Below are 20,883 nucleotides of genomic sequence, written 5' to 3'. Positions count from 1 at the left end.
AGGTATTGTCAAAAACTCGGCATTTATTGCCTTTTGTGGTTCTCCAATGAAAATCGGAGCCCTTAAGTCCGCTCTATTGCCGGGATTTCAACTGTTGACCTGTTTAACAAGCCGCCTTTAATCGTTTTGAAATTAGCTCACATAAATAAACATATTCATTTTCTTGACAACTACACAATACTGACTATATTTGTCCAGTATATAGATTAAATTATTAAACATAAGATTTCTTGTTTTATGAACGAATATAGGTAAGGAGGAAAATTATTATGCCTATTTATGAATATGAATGCGAAAAATGTGGTAAGATTGATGAAGTTATACAGAAGTTTTCGGATAAGCCGCTAACCAAGTGTAAATCCTGTTCCGGAAAACTTCATAAACTTATATCACACAACAGCTTTCAGCTTAAAGGAAGCGGTTGGTATGTAACAGACTATGCAGGTAAATCACAAGGATCTTCGATTCCTCCCCAAAAGACCGAAAATACATCTGATTCAAAAGCCAAGAAATCCGATAGTTGCACCGACAAGAAATCAGGATAGTCTATGTCCGGAAATAATGCTGTTCCGATAAACAGCATTGATGAAACCATGTGCAAAATGGTGTTTAATCCTCTGCAGTAACTCAGGGTGGTTAAAGGCTTTTTGTTTTAAAAGATTTATTGAAATTGCCTCCGAATCCGGAGTTTCTTTATAAAGCCCAAGTAAACCGGCTTTTTGATAATTTATTAAGAAAGTTCTAACCGTCCCTTTACAAACGAAAAAGCGTGATTATTGTCTCAAAAAAAATATTATACAAATCTTAAAGTCACAAATAACATGTAAATGAAATTATTTTATTGAAGGGAGGTGGCTTCAGGATTGGGATAGTTTAGAACGTTTTAGTTTAATCTGATTATTAAATATGCTGTTTCTGCCAAAATTAGTTATAATTCGTTAAATAAAAAGGAGAACTGAAACCATGAAGCTTAAACCATTACATGATCGAATTTTAGTACAACGTGTTGAAGAACCCACAACCACTAAAGGAGGAATTATTATTCCTGACACAGCCAAAGAAAAACCGGCTGAAGGCAAAGTTGTTGCGGTTGGTAACGGAAAAATCGGTGAAGACGGAAAAGTAATTCCTCTTGAAGTAAAAAAGGGAGACAGAATTCTGTTCGGTAAATATTCCGGCTCTGAGGTAAAGATAGAAGGAGATGAATATCTTATCATGCGCGAAGATGATGTGCTTGGAATAATTGAATAATTAAATGTCGATAAACATATAAACGGAGGAAAAGAACAATATGGCTAAAATTATTAAATACAATATGAAAGCCCGTGAAGCAATGTTAAGGGGCGTACAAACTCTCGCCGATGCTGTGGTTGTAACTCTTGGACCAAAAGGAAGAAACGTTGTTATTGATAAATCATGGGGTTCACCTACAATTACAAAAGACGGCGTTACCGTAGCCAAGGAAATAGAACTTGAAGACAAGTTTGAAAATATGGGCGCTCAGATGGTTAAAGAAGTCGCAAGCAAAACAAGTGATATGGCTGGTGACGGAACAACAACTGCTACGGTTCTGGCAAGAGCTATTTATGAAGAAGGACAGAAACTTGTTGCAGCCGGTAATAATCCGATGGCAATAAAACGTGGTATTGACAAAGCTATTGAAGTGGCAGTTAAAGAACTCCATAAGATGAGCAAACCGACCAAGGATCAGCGTGAAATAGCACAGGTCGGCACAATATCAGCTAATAACGATGAAACTATAGGCAATATTATTGCTGAAGCAATGAATAAAGTTGGGAAAGAGGGTGTAATCACTGTTGAAGAAGCCAAAAGCATGGATACAACCCTTGACATCGTTGAAGGAATGCAGTTTGACCGCGGATACCTTTCACCGTATTTTGTTACTGATCCGGAAAAGATGACCGTAGTACTTGAGGACGTTTATATTCTTATCAACGAGAAAAAAATAAGCAACATGAAAGATCTTCTTCCCATTCTTGAGAAAATAGCAAAAATGGGTAAACCGCTTCTTATAATTTCAGAAGATGTTGACGGCGAAGCACTTGCTACGCTTGTAGTTAATAAACTACGTGGAACTCTCCGCGTTGCCGCTGTAAAATCACCCGGATTTGGCGACAGAAGAAAAGCAATGCTTGAAGATCTTGCTATCCTTACAGGCGGACAGGTTGTATCCGAAGATATCGGTGTCAAATTAGAGTCTATCGGTCTTGAAGATCTTGGTAAAGCAAAACGGATAGTAATAGACAAGGATAATACTACAATCGTAGATGGCGCCGGCTCACGTTCCGCTCTGGAAGGCCGTGTAAAACAAATACGTGCCCAGATTGAAGAAACCACATCCGATTATGATCGTGAAAAACTTCAGGAGAGGCTTGCAAAGTTAATAGGTGGCGTTGCTGTTATTAATGTAGGCGCTGCAACAGAAACAGAGATGAAAGAGAAAAAAGCCCGCGTTGAAGATGCACTGAATGCAACCCGTGCTGCCGTTGAAGAAGGTATAGTTCCCGGTGGCGGAGTGGCTTTGGTTCGCTGCATTGATGCTCTTGATAAGATAAAGATCAGGACAGATCAGAAACTTGGCGTAAAGGTAGTTATGCGCGCGATTGAAGAACCTTTAAGGCAGATCGCAAACAATGCAGGCGCAGAAGGATCAGTTGTAATTGATCAGGTAAAGAAAAGCGAAGGCTCTATGGGATATAATGCCGATACGGATACGTTTGAAGATCTTATCGCAGCAGGAGTTATTGATCCTACAAAAGTAGTTCGTTTTGCGCTTCAGAATGCAGGAAGTGTTGCGTCTCTTATGCTCACAACAGAAGCCATGATTGCTGACAAACCCGAGCCCAAGGGCGAAGGTGGCGGTGGTGGAATGCCTGGTGGTATGGGCGGAATGGGTGGAATGGGCGGCATGGGCGGCATGATGTAATTTCCTGCCAGACCCTATTATAAACGATAAAGCTCCTGTGATTTCTAAATTTCACAGGAGCTTTTTTATTCTTTCTACGGCATGCATCGGAATTTCATCAGCCGGCATCTTTAAGTAATGCTTCTGCAAGTGTTACGGCTATTTCATAGTCGGCAGGATCGATTTTCAGGAGAACTTCGTCTTTCTTATACTCACCGCCGTTTACAAGAGCCGGTGAAATATAAACCACCTTGCCTCCAACCTGGGGAACAAGCCGGATTATTCTTTTGTTCGTTGTTTTCATGTAATTTTATTCTTTTCTTCCAGTGCTTTTAATATTTTTTCAGCGCTTATGGGCAAACTGTTGATTTTTACTCCTACAGCATCAAATATTGCGTTGGCAATTGCAGGGCCGACAGGAGCCACGCTTCCTTCCCCGCAGGCCTTTGCACCGAAAGGTGCGTTCGGCTCATCCGTTTCCCATATGAAGCCCGCCTTCAAGCTGGCCCTCCACCATAATTGGATTTACCGGTTTGCCAACATCCATGGCAAAACAGAATGCCTCAACATCAACCTGTCCGGTTTTCCGATCTACCTTAACCTCTGCTGTTCCTGCACTGAAAATATATGCCGGTGCATAATTCCCTTTTCCTGTTTCATATATGGCTTTCATTTCGGCAGGATCGACTTCGTGCCTCCATGTGCCGTGCCCCATAACTTCTCTGCCTTTATTGTCTTCCTGAGAAGCCCATATTGCTTCTCTGAAAGTCATGCCTTTATCAGGAGTTCCCTTGATGTAAATTCTGTTATCTCCTGCCTCAAGATCATCAATCCTTGCTTCAAGGCGACCGGCAACAGCCTCAAAAAGCCTGGCCTTTGCATCGGCAGCGGCCCTTTTTGTGGCCATACCGGAGTGAAATGTTATCCTTTGACTTGCGGAACCTGCGCTGTAAGGGCATACATCGGTATCACCGGATACAATCCGGATTTTATCCATATCTATTCCCAGTTCTTCAGCTGCCATCATGGCCATTACGGTGTCAGATCCCTGACCGATATCCTGAGCACCCGAATAAAGGGTGGCAAATCCCTCCGTATGAAAGTTTTATCATCGCAGCGGCGGTATAATTAGCCGGAGTTATGTTGGCTGCGCGACTGCCCCCTGAAAGAGAGCCTCCGCTTCCTATCCCGACGCAATTGTACAGGATCTATTCCAAGCTCCCTTGCTATCAGGTCCATATGCATATTCTCTGCAAAATGTGCCTGAGGAACTGTATAACCGCGTCTTGCGCCTGCAACCGTTTTGTTTGTATATACTCTTACAGAGCTTAAGCTTATATTAGGAACCTTGTAATCTATTCCCAGAAAAAGAGTTGAAAGAAATGGTCCCGCCAACCCGGAACCGCTGTAAGCGCCGCCGTCCATTATGCATTTCACCTGTTTGGCGACAAGGGTTCCATCACGATTTACTCCTGTTTTCATATCAAAAATAATAGGGTGGCTGACTCTGGTAGTTCCAAACTCTTCCTCACGTGAAAGTACAATCTTAACCCGGCCGGTTTTTTTTGAAAGAGCTACACAACAAACATCCATGGGAAAAAGTTCCGCTTTGCCTCCGAATCCCCCACCCACTTTCGGTATAATCAGTCTTACCTTTTCCTCGGCAAGACCCAGAACGTATGCAAGAATGCTTCTGAGATTATAAGGACTCTGAGTTGAGGTATATAAAGTCACCCGCCCGTCAAGTCCCCAAACACCTATTGAAGAATGAGTCTCCATTGCGCAATGCGCCTGATATCCGGTTTCGTAACGGTGCTCAAATACCCTGTATGATTCCTTGAATCCCTGTTCCACATTTCCTGATTCGCTGAGAACCCGGTTTGATATATTTTTCTCAAATCCGTCATGGATAAGCGGAGCTCCGGGTTCCATGGCCTCAAACGGATCGAATACAGCCGGCAGTTGTGTATACTCCACACGGATAAGTTCCAAAGCCTCCATTGCTGTATCTTCATCAACTGCTGCTACAGCCGCTATTTCATCTCCTATATAACGCACTTTTTCCAGACAAAGGGCAGGCTGTTCCCATATGGGCCGGCTTGAAGCAGCAACACACATCTTCCTGTCTCCGATATCTTTACCGGTTATAACCGCTTTTACTCCGGAAAAGCTTTTGCGCCCTGCTTATGTCTATATTGAGAACCTGTGCATGAGGGTAAGGGCTTCTTAATATCTTGCCGGTCAACATCCCCGAAAGTTTCAGATCATCAGTGTAAATGGCCTTTCCAGTGGCCTTTTCCAGAGAATCAACTTTATGTAAAGGCTTGCCTACTACAGAATATTCTTTCATTTTATCCTCCATAAACAAGTTAATTCAGGTGTGTCAGGATTTATTTGTATCAGTTATATTATCAATTGCTTTCATGAGATAATAAACCCCAGCCGCCGCCCAAAGCCCGATGAAGGGTTACACGGTTTTGTAAAATGGTAAGGTCGGATGCAGACAGCTTTTTATCTTCCTGATTATAGACCTTGGGTATATTAATATCAAGTTCCGGCCTTAAGTAGTTTTCGCCCATTTTCATACAGCCCGAAATGAACATAGACGATATTATGAAATATAAAGCACCCGAAATAAAGGCTTCATCAACAAATCTCCCCGGATTTTCCATATAGACCATGCAAAGCAAAGGAAATAATATGTTCTGTCAGCTGATTAATAAAGGTTTCGTTATATACTTTTCCGGTGATTGTAGTAACAGGAAGCTGCGCAACTAATTCAGTCCAATACCATAATTCTATTTTCCTATTTATTGACAACGCCATTGCGTTTGGATAAATTGGACATAATTTTATATGATTATTCAAATAGGTCATTTTATTAAATTAAGGAGAGAAATTATGCCTGAGAAATTTGATAACATAGTAGTCGGAGCTGGATTTGCAGGTTTGACTTGTGCCGGATATTTAGCCAGAGGGGGGACAGAAAACATTGTTGCTTGATAAGGGTCCTCAGATTGGCGGGAGGGCGGCGCCTCATCCTGTCATGGGATACAATGTTGTTATGCATCTTCCTTCTCATTATGACGAGTGAAAACGGTGGCGGCGGATATGGCTGGGCGAATGCAGCCAAGGATTTTGGAGCCGGTGTCCGTTTGCATTACAGCCGGGAACCCCGTATGTATTTCAAGGGTTCCGGCAAGTCTTTCCTTACGGTTCCGAAGTGCCTGACTTCCGGAGAAGCTGCAAAATGGTTGATCGAATTTCTTGAAGCAATACGCCCTGATCTTGTCAAAGACGGGTTATATAAAGAACTGCTCCCGATGGTTGATGAAATACTTACGAAGGATTTTAAACTGATGTGCGAGGAGTGGGACGAGATTTCAGTTAAGCAATGGGTTGAGGCAAGATCAAAAAGTCCTTCGATCAAATACCTGTTTACTGCACTTATGGCCGGTTATTGCTGGACAGGCAATGCCGATTACACCTGGGAAAACGGCTCCTTCGGTAAAGGCGCTGTTATGTTTAGAATATGGATAGGCGGACATGGCTCAATGGCTGTTGCCATACCTGATCCGCTGGATGGCATCTGTATGCCTATCGCCAATGCAATAAGGGACAAATATGAATGCGAAATCAGGTGTAACCAGGATGTCTCTCAGGTCATCATAGAAGGTGGCAAAGCAACCGGTGTAGCTGTTAAGCAAGAGGGTCAGCAAGACAAGATCATCAGAGCAGACCGTGTTATCATAGCAACGACCTGGCTTGATTACCCGAACCTGTTTAAGATTATGCCTGCTTCGCTTGCCAAGAATATGAGCGAGCCTCTAAAACAAAAAATGGGCGGCGTGTTTCTTGTAACGGGTTTAAATGATACGGTTAAGCTTGATGGAGCTTTCTTTCTGATTTATGATCCCAAAACCGGTTCAAGTATTCAGGGCGGCTGCGCACAGAACATTGAGCAGCCCTGGAATATTCCTGAAGGAAAACAGCTTGTCTGGTCTTATTCGACAAAATCGGAAGAAGAGTTCAACAGGCTTGGCTTAGATGGTATTGCCGCCCAGATGAATGAAAATTTTGAAGAAATCTATCCGGGATTCAAGAATGCTATCGAATTCCAGTCTCCTCCAAAAGGCGCAGCCTATCCATCACACTACAGGTTCAGTTCATTGCCCAAGATCAGACAGAAGTCACCTGATGTAAAGGGACTTTACTTTGCCGGTGAATGTACCTGGCCAATGTATGGTCAGATCACAGATGGTACAGCCGGTACCGGTGCAAATGTGGCCAGGATGATTCTGGATGCTGATAGTCTTTAGGATCATACAGGAGGGCGACGTTCATGTTCCACTGGTTCCGTGACCGTCGCCGCACCAAGGCTCGAAAGCGCAGGTTTCCGGCTGAGTGGGAGACTTTTGTTCGTGCAAACGTGGCCCACTACTGTATGCTCGATGAATCTGAGCGTGCCGAGCTGCGTGCATTGATACAGGTCTTTTTGGAGGAAAAACACTGGGAGGGGTGCGGCGGCCTCGAACTTACCGATGAGATTCGCATCACCATCACGGCCCAGGCGTGTTTGCTGCTTTTGGGACTTCCCCATAATTACTATCGCAACGTTGACTCGATTCTTGTCTACCCGTCCACCGTTGTTCCGCCCGAATACCGTCCCGGTTTCTTTGAGAATGTAAACAGACCGGTCGAAAGTCCTGTTCCGCTTATGGGACAGGCTTTCGCCCAGGGTCCGGTAATACTGGTCTGGGATGCAGTCCTTCACGGAGCGCGCCATCCTGAACAGGGGCATAATGTTGTTTACCACGAATTTGCCCATAAACTTGACATGCTGGACGGAGCCGCCGACGGCACTCCTCCTCTTGCAGACCGCAAACAGATGGCCGAATGGGTAGCCGTTTGTTCCCGCGAATTTTTAAGACTTCGCAACCTTGCCGGTAAAGGCCATAAAACCTTTCTCGACGCTTACGGCGCAAAAAACGAGGCCGAATTTTTCGCTGTTGCCACCGAGGAATTCTTCGACCGCCCCATCGCCCTTAAGGAGCATTCCCCTGCCCTCTATCATGTTCTCAGCTCATACTACCGCCAGGATCCGGCAGAGCGCGTGAACAAAGCCTGCTCCAGTACCAATTATTAGTTTGATTGACAAAATAAGCAAATATCTATTAGAATCCCATCTTTTTAAAACTTCGGCTAACGGAAATTTTATGCCTAAGCAAGGATGAATAAACGTTGAATAGCAACAATATTGATACAAAACCGGATACAAAAACCGACGACAAAAAAGAAACCGTGGAAGATATACTTGGATGTATTCCCATTCTGGAAAAGATTGCGGATAAATCCGGGCTTCTGGCGCTATTGCCCGAAAATGAACGTATTGCTTTGATAAAAGCTGCCGGAAGAATATCAAGGCCTGATAAAAAGGAGATCAAAAAGAGATACAAGGACAGAAAACGGCAAAACAACATGGCTATCGTGGAAAAAGAGCGCAGGCTCAGAGCCGCCACAGGTATCCGCAGAGCCAGAGAAACCGCGGTCTTTGTCGCACCCGGACAGATTTCGTATACAAACGGCAATGGCGAACCTGAAGATACCGGCAATAAGCTTAAAAAACCCCGTAACTGTTATGTCTGCAAGGCCGAGTTTACAAAACTTCATCAGTTTTATGATGCATTGTGCCCGGAATGCGCAGAATTTAATTATCAGAAACGATTCCAGACAACTTCCTTGAAAGGACAAGTGGCTTTGATCACAGGATCAAGGCTGAAGATCGGATACCAGGCAACCCTGATGATGCTCAGAGCAGGAGCAAAAGTGATAGCCACTACCCGCTTTCCAAAGGATTCAGCCTTAAGATTTTCCAAAGAACCTGATTTTTCCGGGTGGGGCCGCAGGCTGCATATATACGGGCTGGATCTGCGCCACATTCCAAGTGTGGAGCTTTTTACCGATTACTTCAGGCAGACCTACCTGCGTTTGGATATCCTTATCAACAATGCAGCCCAGACTGTAAGGCGACCGCCCGGATTTTACGCTCATCTTATGAAAAATGAAATGATGGAAACGGCTCAATTACCGGTTGATGCACAGAGCCTTCTGAAAGATTATCTGTCCTGCATATTGCGGCTGGAATATGGGCAGGCAGGAAATGTCGGCATGGAAAAGGCTTTGCCTGTTACCTGGAACGGTACAGCGCCCGGCGTAGGTCTGCGCATGTCTGCCCAGCTGTCCCAGATTCCATATTCTTACGACAATTCTTTGGATGCAGCCGAGGTTTTTCCGGCCCAAAAACTTGATGCTGATCTTCAGCAAGTGGATCTCAGAAAAACCAATTCCTGGCGGCTCAAGCTTGGAGATATCCAAACTTCGGAAATGCTGGAAATCCAGCTTGTAAATTCCGTAGCTCCTTTTGTATTGTGTAACCGGCTGGCAAATTTGATGAAACAGGATTATACCGGACAAAAACATATTGTTAATGTTTCTGCTATGGAAGGCAAATTTCTTCGGTTTCAAAAAGACAGCCGTCACCCGCATACCAATATGGCCAAGGCTTCTTTGAACATGCTTACTCATACAGCAGCAGGTGAGCTTGCCCAATACGGGATTTTTATGAATTCAGTCGACACCGGATGGGTAACTGATGAGGACCCTGCAAATCTTGTAAAGCACAAACAGGAATGCCATGATTTCCAGCCGCCTTTGGATATTGTGGACGGTGCTGCAAGGGTCTGTGATCCGTTTTTCCACGGCATTTTGACAGGAAAACACTGGAGCGGTAAATTTTTAAAAGATTATTTTCCTATCGACTGGTAACAAATAAGTATAACTCAACAAATTAAAAGCCCGGACAGCCATAAACACATGTCTTTATGCACGTTAAAATCAGGAGTATTTCTTTGGATTTAATAATCGGCAATTTGAAAATTCCCATTGAAAAAGACGGGATCGATGAATATTTAAATGCCGCTTCAAAAAAGCTTGGAACAGGCAAAGAAAATATTTCCATTGTAAGAATCGTAAGCAAATCTCTTGATATCAGCAGTCAAGAACAATTTTATTATAAAATATCACTTGTTGTCAGTACTGATGCAAGCTTCAATAACAGGCAAGATTTTCCGGTACATACAGAACAAATAAATGCAAAGGGAAAAGCCGTAAAAATTAAGGACAAACCCATAATAGTAGGCTTTGGCCCAGCCGGTATGTTTGCTGCTCTTGAACTTATTGATTACGGCATTAAACCTTTGATTTTTGAACGAGGCAAAAAGATTGAAGAACGTTCAACTGATATTCAAAGATTTATAAAAGAAGGGAAAATCGATCCTGAATCAAATATCCAGTTTGGAGAAGGCGGCGCCGGTTCGTACTCGGACGGGAAGCTGTTTTCAAGAAGAAACAATAATACAAGCTATGTAAACCGGGTATTGAAGACTTTTATTAAATTCGGTGCGCCGGAAGAAACAGGATATATCAGCAAACCTCATTTGGGAACGGATGTTTTGTGTAAGATAGTTCGTAATATGAGAATCCATATTCTTGAGAGAGGCGGTGAAATATGCTATGGATCAAAAATGACAGATATCCTGATTTCAGATGGCAAAGCAACAGGTATTATAATAAATGGTGAGAAGGAGTATCTGTCTTCAGACATCTATATCGCATTGGGGCATTCTGCGCGCGACACCTTTGAAATGATGCATAAAAAAGGGGTTGCTATTGAGCAGAAGCCGATTTCGGTTGGAGTGAGAATCGAGCATCCTGTTGAAACTATTAATCTTATGCGATATGGCGATAAATATTGCAATTATCCCGGCTTAGGAGCGGCTGCGTATTCTTTGAATTATACCAACAAAAAAATTAAACGGGGAGTTTATACATTCTGCATGTGTCCCGGAGGCGAGGTGATTAATGCTTCATCCGGTCAAGGTATGCTGGTTGTTAACGGGATGAGCTATTCACAAAGATCATCGGCATTTTCAAATGCCGCCCTGGCTGTAACCTGTCATACCGATGATTATAAATCATCCGATCCATTGGCAGGAATTAAATTTCAAAAGGAAATCGAAACAAAAGCCTTTAATGCAGGAGGTCCAGGATGGAAAGCGCCTGCGCAGAATCTGATGGATTTTTTAGGTGAGAAATCTTTTGGCAGCTTAAATAATAACTCGTATAGGATGGGGACTGTTTATGCCGATATGAAAGAAATCTTTCCGGAATTTGTGGTTAAAGAGCTTTTGGCCGCATTTACAAAATGGAAAGAAGAATATCCCTTATTTATTTCAGATCATGCGATATTAATAGGTGCGGAAACAAGGACTTCTTCTCCTGTGCGGATTAAACGTAATGATAAATTTGAATCGGTAAATATAAAGAATTTGTACCCGATAGGTGAAGGTTCCGGCTATACAGGCGGAATAACGAGTTCTGCCGCTGATGCTGTAAAAGCTGTGGAAATACAGGTAATGCAGGAATAGTTTATATGATAAGTGTAGAAAATATTTCAAAAAGTTATGGCGGTTACGTCCTTTTCGATGAAGCAGGGTTTAAGATAAATTCCAAGGAAAGGGTCGGGCTTGTGGGACGAAACGGCCATGGGAAAACAACATTATTAAGACTGATAAAAAAAGAAGAGTTTCCTGACTCGGGAAATATCATCATACCAAAATCCTATCGCATAGGATGTGTTGAACAGCACATAGAATTTACCGAAGACACTGTGCTTAAAGAAGGAATGAAGGGCCTTTTGGAAGAAGAAAAAGATCATTTCTGGAAAGTTGAAAAAGTACTTGCAGGGATAGGTTTTTCCGCAGATGATTTAAAAATAAATCCAATGGAGCTTTCCGGCGGATACCAGGTTAGGCTTAATCTTGCAAAAATAATTGTATCCGAGCCTGATCTTCTTCTTTTGGATGAACCCACAAACTATCTTGATATTACTTCCATACGCTGGGTTGAGCGCTTTCTTGTTAATTGGCCGCGAGAGCTTATTATTATTACCCATGACAGAGGGTTTATGGATAAAGTTGTAACCCATGTCATAGGAATACACAGAAAGAAAATGAGAAAAATTGCCGGAGACACGGGAAAATACTACTCTCAGATAGCCCAGGACGAAGAAATTTACGAAAAAACCCGCGTTAATGATGACAAACGCAAAAAAGAAATTGAACTGTTTATAAGCCGCTTCAGGGCAAAGGCAAGACTTGCCAATATGGTGCAATCAAGAGTTAAAACCTTAAACAAGATGGAAAAAAGGGATAAACTTGAAACAATCAAAACTTTAGACTTTTCTTTCAGAAGCGCCCAATACCGGGGAAAGCGCATTCTTACCGCAAGTGATATAAACTTTTCATATGATGATCAAACCCCGCTTATCAGTGATTTTTCTATAACCATAGGATCGCGTGACAGGGTATGCATTATCGGGAAAAACGGCAAAGGCAAGACGACTCTGCTTAAAATTCTTGCCGGGGCACTTGCTCCTGTGGAAGGAGTTATGGATTACAATCCGGCTGCCATAAAAGGCTTTTTTGAGCAGACAAATGTGAGCCATCTTGTAGACAGCCGGACAATAGAAGAAGAAATCCTTTATTCTCATAATGATATTGAAAGACAGGGCGCAAGAAATATCTGCGGAGCCATGATGTTTGAAGGAGATTCCGCTTTAAAGAAAATAGGTGTTTTATCAGGCGGTGAAAAGAGCAGAGTGCTTATAGGAAAGCTGCTTGCAACTCCTGTTAATCTTCTTCTTTTGGATGAACCTACAAATCATTTTGATATGGAATCCTGCGATGCATTACTTGCCGCTCTCGATTCTTTTGAAGGGGCAATAATCATGGTTACACACAATGAAATGTTTCTGCATGCACTTGCAGAGCGCCTTATAGTATTCCAGGATGAGAATGTGCATACTTTTGAAGGAAGTTATCAGCGGTTTCTGGAAAAAGAAGGATGGAAAGAAGAAAAAATCACAGAAACAAATACCAATACAGGCCCAAAAGTAAACAAGAAAGAACTGCGCCGTCTTCGTTCAGAAGTAATTACTGAAAAATCAAAAGCAATAAAACCCATAGAACAAAAGATCACAAAGATCGAAAACGAAATCGAAACTCTCGAAAAAGAGCTTAACAGCTGCATGGAAGCCATTCAGAAAGCATCGGAAAACAAATCAGGCAAACAAATCACAGAACTGTCTCAGGCTATTCATACTCACCAGACATCCATAGACAGGCTTTTTAATGACCTGGAAGCACTTACCGATGAATTGGAAGAAAAGAGCGCTGTATATGAGGAAAGACTGAAACAGATAGAAATTCCGGAAGATTAAATCAATCCGTTTCGCTGTATTCCTTCAGCATCTTTTTCAGGCTTTGATAATCGGTTTTTCCGCTGCCCAGAACGGGGATTTGTTCCAGCTTTATTACTTTTCTTATATTATGTAACCCTGATAAGCCGTTTTGCCGTATAAGCCCGTTTGCCTCTTCGCGTGTTATATCCCTTGAAGTAAAAAGCACAACCTCGGGATGATATTCGGAAGGCGTTGCTTCAACGGCAAGTAAAGGCCCTTCTTCGCTTTTATCGGATAAAGCATTCATAAGAATATTTTCAATGGCAGGAAGTGAAATCATTTCACCCCCAAGTTTTATAAAACGCTTTAATCTGCCGCAAAAAGTTAATATTTTGTTTTCATATTCTTTTACAAGATCTCCGGTATCATAAAATATTTTGTCTTCAAATTCCACAAAAGGAGATTTGACTTCAGATTTCAAATAGCCCGCAAAAACATTCGGCCCTTTTACCAGAAGCAGCCCCTGTTTACCCACCGGCACTCTTGTTCTTTTTTCAGGATGAATTATGGCATATTCCATTGACGGAAGTATTTTTCCGATTGTTCCGGCAACAGGATTTTTATCGGAATTCACACTCACAACAGGAGAGCATTCGGTGATGCCGTAGCCCTCACATACTACTGCATCAGGACATGTCTGATGGAAAAGATCATATACATGATCAGGGCATTTTTCAGCTCCGGTAAATACCAGCCTTATACTTGCAAGATCCTGCGGTTTTGCCGCTTTTAAAATTCCGTTAAGAAAAGTAGGCGTTCCCAACAGCAAAGAAACTTTATATGCCTTTATCAGACCTGTCAGTATAACAGCTTCGGTAGGATTTGAGTGATAAACTGTTTTGATACCTGCGCATAACGGCAAAACAATAGTGCCTGCAAGCCCAAGAGAGTGAAAAGGCGGCAGCATCCCAAGCAGGCGGTCATCCGAATAAAAATGTAAAACTGTGGAAAAATCCTTTAAATTACTTAAAAAATTATGATGCGTAAGGGGAACTGCTTTGGGTTTGGTTTCAGAGCCGCTTGTAAACAGGATGGCGGCAGTATCTGAAATTTCCGGTTTTGAAAGGATGCGGCGAAAGAATCTGCTTTTAACAAAAGCCTGAGCTTTTTTAAATACTGAAATATTTTTCACAACATTTTCAAGTTCTATCCAGTTAACATCTATTGAAGAATAATCAATTCCCTGATTTTTAAGCCTTTCAAGAAGAGCTTTAGCAGTAATTATATTTTTTACCGATACCGTTTCAAGGCAATGCTGCATGTAAGATTTCCCAACGGTCCAGTTTATCATTACAGGTGTTTTGCCGCTAAAAATTGCAGCAAGATATACAATGGCTGCGCTAACAGATGCAGGAAGCATTATACCTATTACATTTTCCGGTATTTTCTCCAGTATGGGTTTTAACAATAAAACCGCAATGATAAGATCACGGTATGTTTTTGATCCGCTTATCTGATCGGATAAAATAATTTTTCCGGGATTTTTGATTGCCTGTGACAAAAAGAAATCGGCAATGGATCTTCCTTCAGGAATGGAAACAAGCGTTTTTGAGCTATCTTTAAACCATCCGGACGGTATGGATTTAAGTGTTTCCACCTTTTTCCCGATTATCTGGCCGTAAGCAGCAAGATAGCAATCCCCAACGGTTTTAAGGGCACCGACATCTTCTATGGGAAAACCAAATTCATTTTCAAGCCATCCTATAAGCTCGACTGTTTTAAGGCTGTCAATTCCCAGTTCGTGTGAAAGCCGGTCTTTATCATTAATTTTTGAGATCCCGGTAATATCTGTCAAATAAGCGGAAACAATTTTTTTTGTTTCCGAAGGGACCAATGACGGATCACCGGTTATTTTTTTTGTTTCAGGTTCCGGCAGTATCTTATATTTTTTTTCTTCCCACCAATAATAGGGAACATAAGTATTTTGCAATGGATCATGGTTGTAGAAATTCTCCAGATATTGATTTATTGTCAGTCTGTCGGCATGTCTTGGGATATCATCAGGCTCTTTAAATTCTACCGATACTTTTCTTTTGGGAATAAAAAATATACCGTTTGCCAGAACACAAAATATATGTTTGATAAGATCACGAAAAACAGACGGGGATATTCCTCTTGCATAACCGAAACTGCTGCCCCATAACCCTTTGGTTCTGACCAGTACTATTTGAATATCAGGAATTTCTTTTAATATATGGTCTACTATCCCATTTCCTCCAACATCTTCCAGATAGCTGCGATAAATGTGTCCCGAAGGATATATCAATACATTATCGCCATCTTTAAGAGCTTTAACTATATCATTTATGGCCAGGCGTATCTGTTCGCTTTTGCTGCGGTCACTTTTTTCCATATCGGGAATTATGACAGGCCTTAAATGTTTCATTATCAGGCGGATAAAAGGTCTGTTTGTCTGGGCTTCATCGCCAAGCGGTCTCGGTTTAAACTTTTTGTGAAGCAATGACATGATAATTACAGGATCTATCAGAGCCGGGTGGTTGGGCAGAAAAAGTATCCCTTTGCCGGTTTTTTTCTTTATCGTTTCAAGTCCTGTAACTTTGAGATAATAACGCAACTTCAGCAAGCGTATTATGATAAACCTTATGATCGTCTCAAACATGATTTATCCCCTTTCGTTTTTGTATCGCCAAAAAACAAAACGAGGCTGCAATAGAAAAAATTCCCAAAACCGCCAAATTGGCTGCCGGACTTAAGAAGCGATCCATATAGATAAATACCTGCCCGGCAATAAGCATAGCTGAAAATGAACAAAAATTAGATACCGCAATGATTTTCCCTTTTTCATCCGGAGACGGCCGGATCTGGATAAAACTTGTTACAGGAATAAGAAAAGCTCCTCCGCAACATCCGGTTATAAAAAGAAAGATAAAAAGCAAAATCCGTCTTATATTTTCCGGCATATCCGGAGTGGTAAATGTTAGCAACAAACCTATGCCCATGCCCAGGGAAGCCGGGAAAAGCACGCTTGACCATGGTTTTGTAGCAATTATTCTTGCCGCCAGAAATGATCCTGCGCATATGCCGATCATCAGCGAAACGGTAAGAAGACTTGTTAAAGTGCGGGTAAGCCCAAGTTGATTAAGGCCGAATGTGTTAATGTTTAATACTGCCAAAAGACTCAGAAAATAAAAAAACGCATCACCAATTACGGCTAATAATAAAGGTGGGTCTTTGCATATCGCAATAAACTCAAATATTGACCTCAGAGGCCCGGTAAAAGGAAACGGAACCGATGCCCCCACTGGCGCACTCTTATTTACCCCAAAGCTTATTATAACTCCCAATAGGGCTACCAACAATACAACGGCGGCGACAAGCACCTGACCTGAATCTGCGCCCATGAAAACCCCGTTTGCATCAAGAACAATACCTGCAAGAGAAATACCTGCCAATATTGCCGCGGTGCTGGCGAATTTTACTACAGCATTTGCATGGCCTACGTATATTTCCGGATAAAGTTCCGGGATGGAGCCGTTTAATGCAGGCCCGAAAATTGCAGACTGAAGTCCCATAAGAAATACCATGGAAAGTATACAGCTCCAGTTTACTGTGATAATGCCGAATGCTCCGATTATCATTGCCAAAAGCTCAAGAAATTTTGCGCCTATAATAACATTGCGTTTAGAAAAACGGTCGGCCATCCATCCTGAATAGGCTGAAAACAATACAAAAGGCAGGGAAAAAAGAATCGTGGCTTTGCCCTGCAATTCACTTTTTCCGGCAACAACGGCCATAAGCATTGCAGCCTGCTTGAAAAAGTTATCATTGAAAGCGCCCAGAAAATATGTGGAAGCCATAGCAATAAATTTTGATCTTCCCTGTTTTATCTTTAGCATTATGTCGGGTTCAAAATTCATTATAACCACCTATATATAATTTGAAACAATTGTAATATCACGTCGGACAGTAACCGCGTAATCTTAAGCGGTAATATCGGAAAAAGTTAAATTGCATATTTATATCATAAATATCTATCTGAATATATAAGTTTATTAACAATCAAAAGCATATTTTATCCTGTCTGATGCAGTGGATGAATAATTCCAAAGTTACTTTCTTTATAGTTGACAGGTTTTTTTTATATTGCTAAAAATACAAACATATAAAGTGGAAGATCATGATAGTTTACTGGAGTTAATTGCCAAATAAAGTCAAGAAATTGAAAGGAGGGTAAACGGAGCATATGAAAGCGAAGTCCTTAGTTATAATAACATTAATTGTTGGAATTGCAGCCCTTTTTCTTTCAGCGTCCATATTTGCCGGATCAACAATCCCCGATACTATAAAGCTTGAAACCAAGGGGTATGAATCGCAAAAAGGGGCTGTTCAGTTCGCGCACAAAAAGCATACCGAAGAGTATAAAATCACATGCGGTGATTGTCACCATGACGCAAAAGGCAAGCCTTTAGCTGATCTTAAGGCTACAGATAAGGTCCAGAGCTGCATAGAGTGCCATAAGAAACCGGGTACAAAACCAAAAGGAAAAGATGCTCCTAAGCTTTCGGATAAAGAAACGCTTGAATATAACGCAGAAGCATTTCATAAAAACTGTATAGAATGCCATAAAGCTTACAACAAGAAAAACAATACAAAAGCAGCACCCTATACTTGTGCCAAGTGCCATGCCAAGAAGTAAATAAAAGATATTTTCAAAAAGCGGTTACACAAATTAAATACACAGGGCCGGTTTTCAAAAAGAAAATCGGCCTTTTTTTTGCAGTAAATCATACCTCCGACTTTCAGCGTTTCTTTTTCTCCCATTACTTCCGGCCGACGACTGTCGGCTTTGCCCTGCTGATAAATTAACTGTAAATATGATGGCCAATAAAATCAGAGCTGTGTCAAAGGCTACCGGTCTTGCTGAAAGCACAATAAGCATAAAATATTCCCCCAACAGTTTTAATTACACCCCAGGAAGTTTAAATTCTTGACAAATAGCCATTGATATCGGAATGTTTTAAATATGATTTACAGACAGACACTTAAAACAAAGTTTGGTTTTGAAGATTTCAAACAGGGGCAGGAACAGGTGGTGGAAAAAATTATTGCCGGTGAGTCGACAATTGCAATTTTTCCCACCGGTGCCGGAAAGTCATTATGTTATCAACTTCCCGCCCTACATGAACAGGGACTGACACTTGTAATTTCTCCCTTGCTCTCGCTTATGAAAGACCAGATCGAATTTCTGAAAAAGAAGAAGGTGCCTGCAGCAAAGCTTGATTCGGGAATGAGTGCTACAGACTATCACAATACACTGGAAGCTGCAAAGCAGGGTAAGCTTAAGATTCTGATGATTGCCGTGGAACGCTTAAAGAATGAACGATTCAGAACCCAGCTGCGGCAGATGAAGGTTTCTCTGCTGGTGGTGGACGAAGCTCACTGCATATCCGAGTGGGGGCATAATTTCCGGCCGGACTATCTTAAGATTCCAAAGTTCGGAAAAGAATTTAATATTAACAAAACATTGCTTCTTACGGCTACCGCCACCTCCAAAGTAGTAAAAGATATGTGCCATAAATTCTCAATTCCTGAAAGCAATGTTGTGCTAACCGGCTTTTACCGGAAAAATCTCTTCCTTCGTGTTCTTCCGGTGCAGGAAGAAATAAAGGATAAGACCTTAACAAAAGTACTATCCGGAAAACCGGAAGGCCCTGCCATTGTATATGTTACTCTTCAAAAAACAGCGGAAAATATTGCCCGTGTCCTCAAAGAAAAAGGGTTTGATGTCGAGGCTTATCATGCAGGTATGAAAAATGATCAGCGGGAGGCCGTTCAAAACCGTTTCATGAGTAGTAATAATAGTATTGTGGTTGCTACCATCGCCTTTGGTATGGGTATTGACAAAGAAAACATCCGAAAAGTAATTCACTATGATCTTCCAAAGTCAATAGAAGGCTACAGTCAGGAGATCGGACGGGCCGGAAGGGACGACGCACCGTCCCTTTGTTGCGTGCTGGCAAATCGAAACGGCCTGCCGGTGCTGGAGAATTTTATTTATGGAGATACTCCGGATATGGATGGTATCCGTTTTGCACTTGATTCTATTAAACAGTCCCTATCCCGGGTTTTTGAGGTCAGACCCTATACATTAAGCCGGGACTCGGATATTCGGCTCCTGCCGTTAAAAACCCTGCTGGTTTATCTTGAGATGGCAGATATTATTTCTCCTAAGTTTACTTATTTTGAGCAGTATCCCTTTCAGTTTTTAGTTTCGGCGGCTGAAATTACAGAAAATTTCGATAACGAAAGGATAAGTTTTGTCAGAACTATTTTTTCGCATTCTAAAACCGCTAAAACCTGGACTTACCCGGATATCGATGCAATTGTTTCGGAATCGGGATCTGACCGGCAGCGGGTTCTGGCGGCACTGGAGTATTTTCATGGCAAAGGATGGATAGATCTCCAGCCCAGATCCGGTGTGGAAGTATATGACATTCTTGCTCCTGATTTTGACACAGATCAAATGGCTGAATACCTGATGGCGCTGTTTAAAGAAAAAGAGGACAAGGATGCAGCCCGGATACATGCCATGATCGATATGTTTGAAAAAGACCGGTGTATTGCACAGAGCCTGTCCGCTTATTTTGGTGAACAGCTTTCGGCTTCCTGCGGCCGCTGTTCGACCTGTCTGAACAAACAGCCGCCCAGGTTGCCATCCATAAACCTTCCGGCTTTAACCTCCTATGATTTTAACGATCTTATCAAACCTCTTAAGGAAATAGCCTTATTCCCTCTGCCGGTTCATCTGGCTACCCGCTTTTTATGCGGCATATCCACGCCCCGGCTTGTTCAATACAAAGCCAAACAGAAACCCGGTTTCGGGCGTCTGGAAAAGTATCCATATAAGGATGTGGTAAAATGGGTTGTTCAAAACAGTCCGTATCTTCAGAATTAAATATAAAAACTTAGTTTAATCCCTTACTTAGCTTTGCGGCAGGATGCGGACGCTTATACAGCAATTGTCATAAATCTGTTCTGTTTGGGCATAGCTTCGAAATATTATTATGACAAATGCTATAGCTCAAAATGCTCATGGCAATCCCGGCTTATAAAAAACATGTTTGAGAGTTTTTTCCCAATTCTGTACCTCAAAAACATATTTTTTCAGGTTAAATTTATGCTTAAAATTATTTTTTTCTTGTTCTTTAAAACAGTTACATTTTAATGTGAATAATACTATATGTTGAATAAAAATATTGACAAGCAACTATATGTTGTGTATAAGTAATCATCTTGCTAAAAAAGTTAAATAAACCCTTATATCAATTATCATAAAAACCATACCTTCTGTAAAGCAGTGTTGAAAATGGTTTTATTAAGGTATTTTAAATCGTTTTTGTTCCTGGTTTGTTAAATAATTCACTGAAAAAAATTATGAGCTTTTATTCTTTTAACGGGCGGGCATTTTTGTTCCTTTTTACAGACAACAATTATTTCTTTTCAGTAGTGTCCGGTTAGGTTTTTGCATATAAAGTTTGTTCTTTGACAATTCGATTATCAGACTGTGTATTTTTTCCACAGGCACGCAATTCATTCTGGATATTGTTTCTAAGCTGACGAATCCTTTTTATTGATA

General features: G+C 41.6%; 18 protein-coding genes. 10 read left to right on the top strand and 8 right to left on the bottom strand.

Going from position 1 to position 20,883, the window contains the following annotated elements:
• The first annotated feature begins 269 nt into the window (after positions 1-269).
• The 3 genes from VXK47_RS14185 to groL all read left to right on the top strand — a co-directional run bounded on the left by VXK47_RS14185 (position 270) and on the right by groL (position 2,947).
• Positions 270-545, top strand: coding sequence for an FmdB family zinc ribbon protein (locus VXK47_RS14185; protein ID WP_435549442.1), 276 nt, complete (start codon positions 270-272; stop codon positions 543-545).
• Between the two features lie 418 nt (positions 546-963).
• Positions 964-1,251: a co-chaperone GroES gene (gene groES, locus VXK47_RS14180; RefSeq protein ID WP_435549441.1), complete on the top strand. Its 288-nt coding sequence runs from the start codon at positions 964-966 to the stop codon at positions 1,249-1,251.
• A gap of 40 nt (positions 1,252-1,291) precedes the next feature.
• Positions 1,292-2,947 (top strand): chaperonin GroEL, encoded by a 1,656-nt coding sequence (gene groL, locus VXK47_RS14175; RefSeq protein WP_435549440.1) that lies wholly within the window; start codon positions 1,292-1,294, stop codon positions 2,945-2,947.
• A gap of 97 nt (positions 2,948-3,044) precedes the next feature.
• Here groL and VXK47_RS14170 read toward each other — a convergent pair whose 3' ends face one another.
• The 6 genes from VXK47_RS14170 to VXK47_RS14145 form a co-directional block, all read right to left on the bottom strand.
• Positions 3,045-3,230, bottom strand: coding sequence for a hypothetical protein (locus VXK47_RS14170; protein WP_435549439.1), 186 nt, complete (start codon positions 3,228-3,230; stop codon positions 3,045-3,047).
• A complete protein-coding gene (locus VXK47_RS14165; RefSeq protein ID WP_435549438.1) occupies positions 3,227-3,427 on the bottom strand; it encodes a hypothetical protein in 201 nt (66 codons plus the stop codon). The genes VXK47_RS14170 and VXK47_RS14165 overlap by 4 nt, the downstream gene beginning before the upstream one ends.
• Entirely contained in the window at positions 3,396-3,983 is a 588-nt protein-coding gene (locus tag VXK47_RS14160; protein WP_435549443.1) for a molybdopterin cofactor-binding domain-containing protein, read from the bottom strand. Before VXK47_RS14160 ends, VXK47_RS14165 begins: the two co-directional genes overlap by 32 nt.
• Before the next feature lie 71 nt (positions 3,984-4,054).
• The gene (locus VXK47_RS14155) at positions 4,055-5,044 is read right to left on the bottom strand and encodes a xanthine dehydrogenase family protein molybdopterin-binding subunit (RefSeq protein WP_435549437.1); all 990 of its coding nucleotides are present in this window, start codon (positions 5,042-5,044) and stop codon (positions 4,055-4,057) included.
• Between the two features lie 19 nt (positions 5,045-5,063).
• Positions 5,064-5,276 carry a hypothetical protein gene (locus VXK47_RS14150; RefSeq protein WP_435549436.1) on the bottom strand — a complete coding sequence of 71 codons (213 nt, stop codon included), beginning with the start codon at positions 5,274-5,276 and terminating at the stop codon, positions 5,064-5,066.
• 61 nt (positions 5,277-5,337) lie between these two features.
• Positions 5,338-5,598: a hypothetical protein gene (locus VXK47_RS14145; protein ID WP_435549435.1), complete on the bottom strand. Its 261-nt coding sequence runs from the start codon at positions 5,596-5,598 to the stop codon at positions 5,338-5,340.
• Positions 5,599-6,009: 411 nt separating this feature from the next.
• Between VXK47_RS14145 and VXK47_RS14140 the strand changes: the two genes are divergently transcribed.
• From VXK47_RS14140 to VXK47_RS14120, 5 genes are all read left to right on the top strand, one after another.
• Positions 6,010-7,245, top strand: a complete 1,236-nt coding sequence (locus VXK47_RS14140; protein WP_435549434.1) for a hypothetical protein — start codon at positions 6,010-6,012, stop codon at positions 7,243-7,245.
• A 23-nt stretch (positions 7,246-7,268) separates the two neighbouring features.
• Positions 7,269-8,072, top strand: coding sequence for a zinc-dependent peptidase (locus VXK47_RS14135; protein WP_435549433.1), 804 nt, complete (start codon positions 7,269-7,271; stop codon positions 8,070-8,072).
• Positions 8,073-8,167: 95 nt separating this feature from the next.
• Entirely contained in the window at positions 8,168-9,751 is a 1,584-nt protein-coding gene (locus tag VXK47_RS14130) for an SDR family NAD(P)-dependent oxidoreductase (protein WP_435549432.1), read from the top strand.
• An 83-nt stretch (positions 9,752-9,834) separates the two neighbouring features.
• The gene (locus VXK47_RS14125; RefSeq protein ID WP_435549431.1) at positions 9,835-11,412 is read left to right on the top strand and encodes an NAD(P)/FAD-dependent oxidoreductase; all 1,578 of its coding nucleotides are present in this window, start codon (positions 9,835-9,837) and stop codon (positions 11,410-11,412) included.
• A 5-nt stretch (positions 11,413-11,417) separates the two neighbouring features.
• Positions 11,418-13,265, top strand: a complete 1,848-nt coding sequence (locus tag VXK47_RS14120; RefSeq protein ID WP_435549430.1) for an ATP-binding cassette domain-containing protein — start codon at positions 11,418-11,420, stop codon at positions 13,263-13,265.
• Position 13,266: 1 nt separating this feature from the next.
• On the opposite strand, the gene VXK47_RS14115 is transcribed toward VXK47_RS14120, so the two are convergent.
• Together VXK47_RS14115 and VXK47_RS14110 are read right to left on the bottom strand one after the other, a co-directional pair.
• Positions 13,267-15,906 (bottom strand): AMP-binding protein, encoded by a 2,640-nt coding sequence (locus VXK47_RS14115; protein WP_435549429.1) that lies wholly within the window; start codon positions 15,904-15,906, stop codon positions 13,267-13,269.
• Positions 15,899-17,164: an MFS transporter gene (locus VXK47_RS14110; protein ID WP_435549428.1), complete on the bottom strand. Its 1,266-nt coding sequence runs from the start codon at positions 17,162-17,164 to the stop codon at positions 15,899-15,901. The genes VXK47_RS14115 and VXK47_RS14110 overlap by 8 nt, the downstream gene beginning before the upstream one ends.
• Positions 17,165-17,490: 326 nt before the next feature.
• Between VXK47_RS14110 and VXK47_RS14105 the strand changes: the two genes are divergently transcribed.
• Both VXK47_RS14105 and VXK47_RS14100 read left to right on the top strand, forming a co-directional pair.
• Complete coding sequence (locus VXK47_RS14105) at positions 17,491-17,943, top strand: cytochrome c3 family protein (RefSeq protein ID WP_435549427.1); 453 nt, start codon at positions 17,491-17,493, stop codon at positions 17,941-17,943.
• A 327-nt stretch (positions 17,944-18,270) separates the two neighbouring features.
• Entirely contained in the window at positions 18,271-20,202 is a 1,932-nt protein-coding gene (locus VXK47_RS14100; protein ID WP_435549426.1) for a RecQ family ATP-dependent DNA helicase, read from the top strand.
• Positions 20,203-20,883: the final 681 nt, after the last annotated feature.

It is taken from the genome of Desulfobacterium sp. N47, assembly GCF_051233685.1.
Classification (GTDB): domain Bacteria; phylum Desulfobacterota; class Desulfobacteria; order Desulfobacterales; family RPRI01; genus RPRI01.
The sequence above is the reverse complement of the archived record's forward strand: the minus strand, read 5'-3'. Positions and strand labels throughout refer to the sequence as shown.

What these genes read in the sequence shown, in the direction of transcription:
- VXK47_RS14185 (WP_435549442.1), top strand. Translation starts at nt 270, where the DNA reads ATGCCTATTTATGAATATGAATGCGAAAAATGTGGTAAGATTGATGAA.
- groES (WP_435549441.1), top strand. Translation starts at nt 964, where the DNA reads ATGAAGCTTAAACCATTACATGATCGAATTTTAGTACAACGTGTTGAA.
- groL (WP_435549440.1), top strand. Translation starts at nt 1,292, where the DNA reads ATGGCTAAAATTATTAAATACAATATGAAAGCCCGTGAAGCAATGTTA.
- VXK47_RS14170 (WP_435549439.1), bottom strand. Translation starts at nt 3,230, where the DNA reads ATGAAAACAACGAACAAAAGAATAATCCGGCTTGTTCCCCAGGTTGGA.
- VXK47_RS14155 (WP_435549437.1), bottom strand. Translation starts at nt 5,044, where the DNA reads ATGTGTGTTGCTGCTTCAAGCCGGCCCATATGGGAACAGCCTGCCCTT.
- VXK47_RS14150 (WP_435549436.1), bottom strand. Translation starts at nt 5,276, where the DNA reads ATGAAAGAATATTCTGTAGTAGGCAAGCCTTTACATAAAGTTGATTCT.
- VXK47_RS14145 (WP_435549435.1), bottom strand. Translation starts at nt 5,598, where the DNA reads ATGGAAAATCCGGGGAGATTTGTTGATGAAGCCTTTATTTCGGGTGCT.
- VXK47_RS14140 (WP_435549434.1), top strand. Translation starts at nt 6,010, where the DNA reads ATGACGAGTGAAAACGGTGGCGGCGGATATGGCTGGGCGAATGCAGCC.
- VXK47_RS14135 (WP_435549433.1), top strand. Translation starts at nt 7,269, where the DNA reads ATGTTCCACTGGTTCCGTGACCGTCGCCGCACCAAGGCTCGAAAGCGC.
- VXK47_RS14120 (WP_435549430.1), top strand. Translation starts at nt 11,418, where the DNA reads ATGATAAGTGTAGAAAATATTTCAAAAAGTTATGGCGGTTACGTCCTT.
- VXK47_RS14115 (WP_435549429.1), bottom strand. Translation starts at nt 15,906, where the DNA reads ATGTTTGAGACGATCATAAGGTTTATCATAATACGCTTGCTGAAGTTG.
- VXK47_RS14110 (WP_435549428.1), bottom strand. Translation starts at nt 17,164, where the DNA reads ATGAATTTTGAACCCGACATAATGCTAAAGATAAAACAGGGAAGATCA.
- VXK47_RS14105 (WP_435549427.1), top strand. Translation starts at nt 17,491, where the DNA reads ATGAAAGCGAAGTCCTTAGTTATAATAACATTAATTGTTGGAATTGCA.
- VXK47_RS14100 (WP_435549426.1), top strand. Translation starts at nt 18,271, where the DNA reads ATGATTTACAGACAGACACTTAAAACAAAGTTTGGTTTTGAAGATTTC.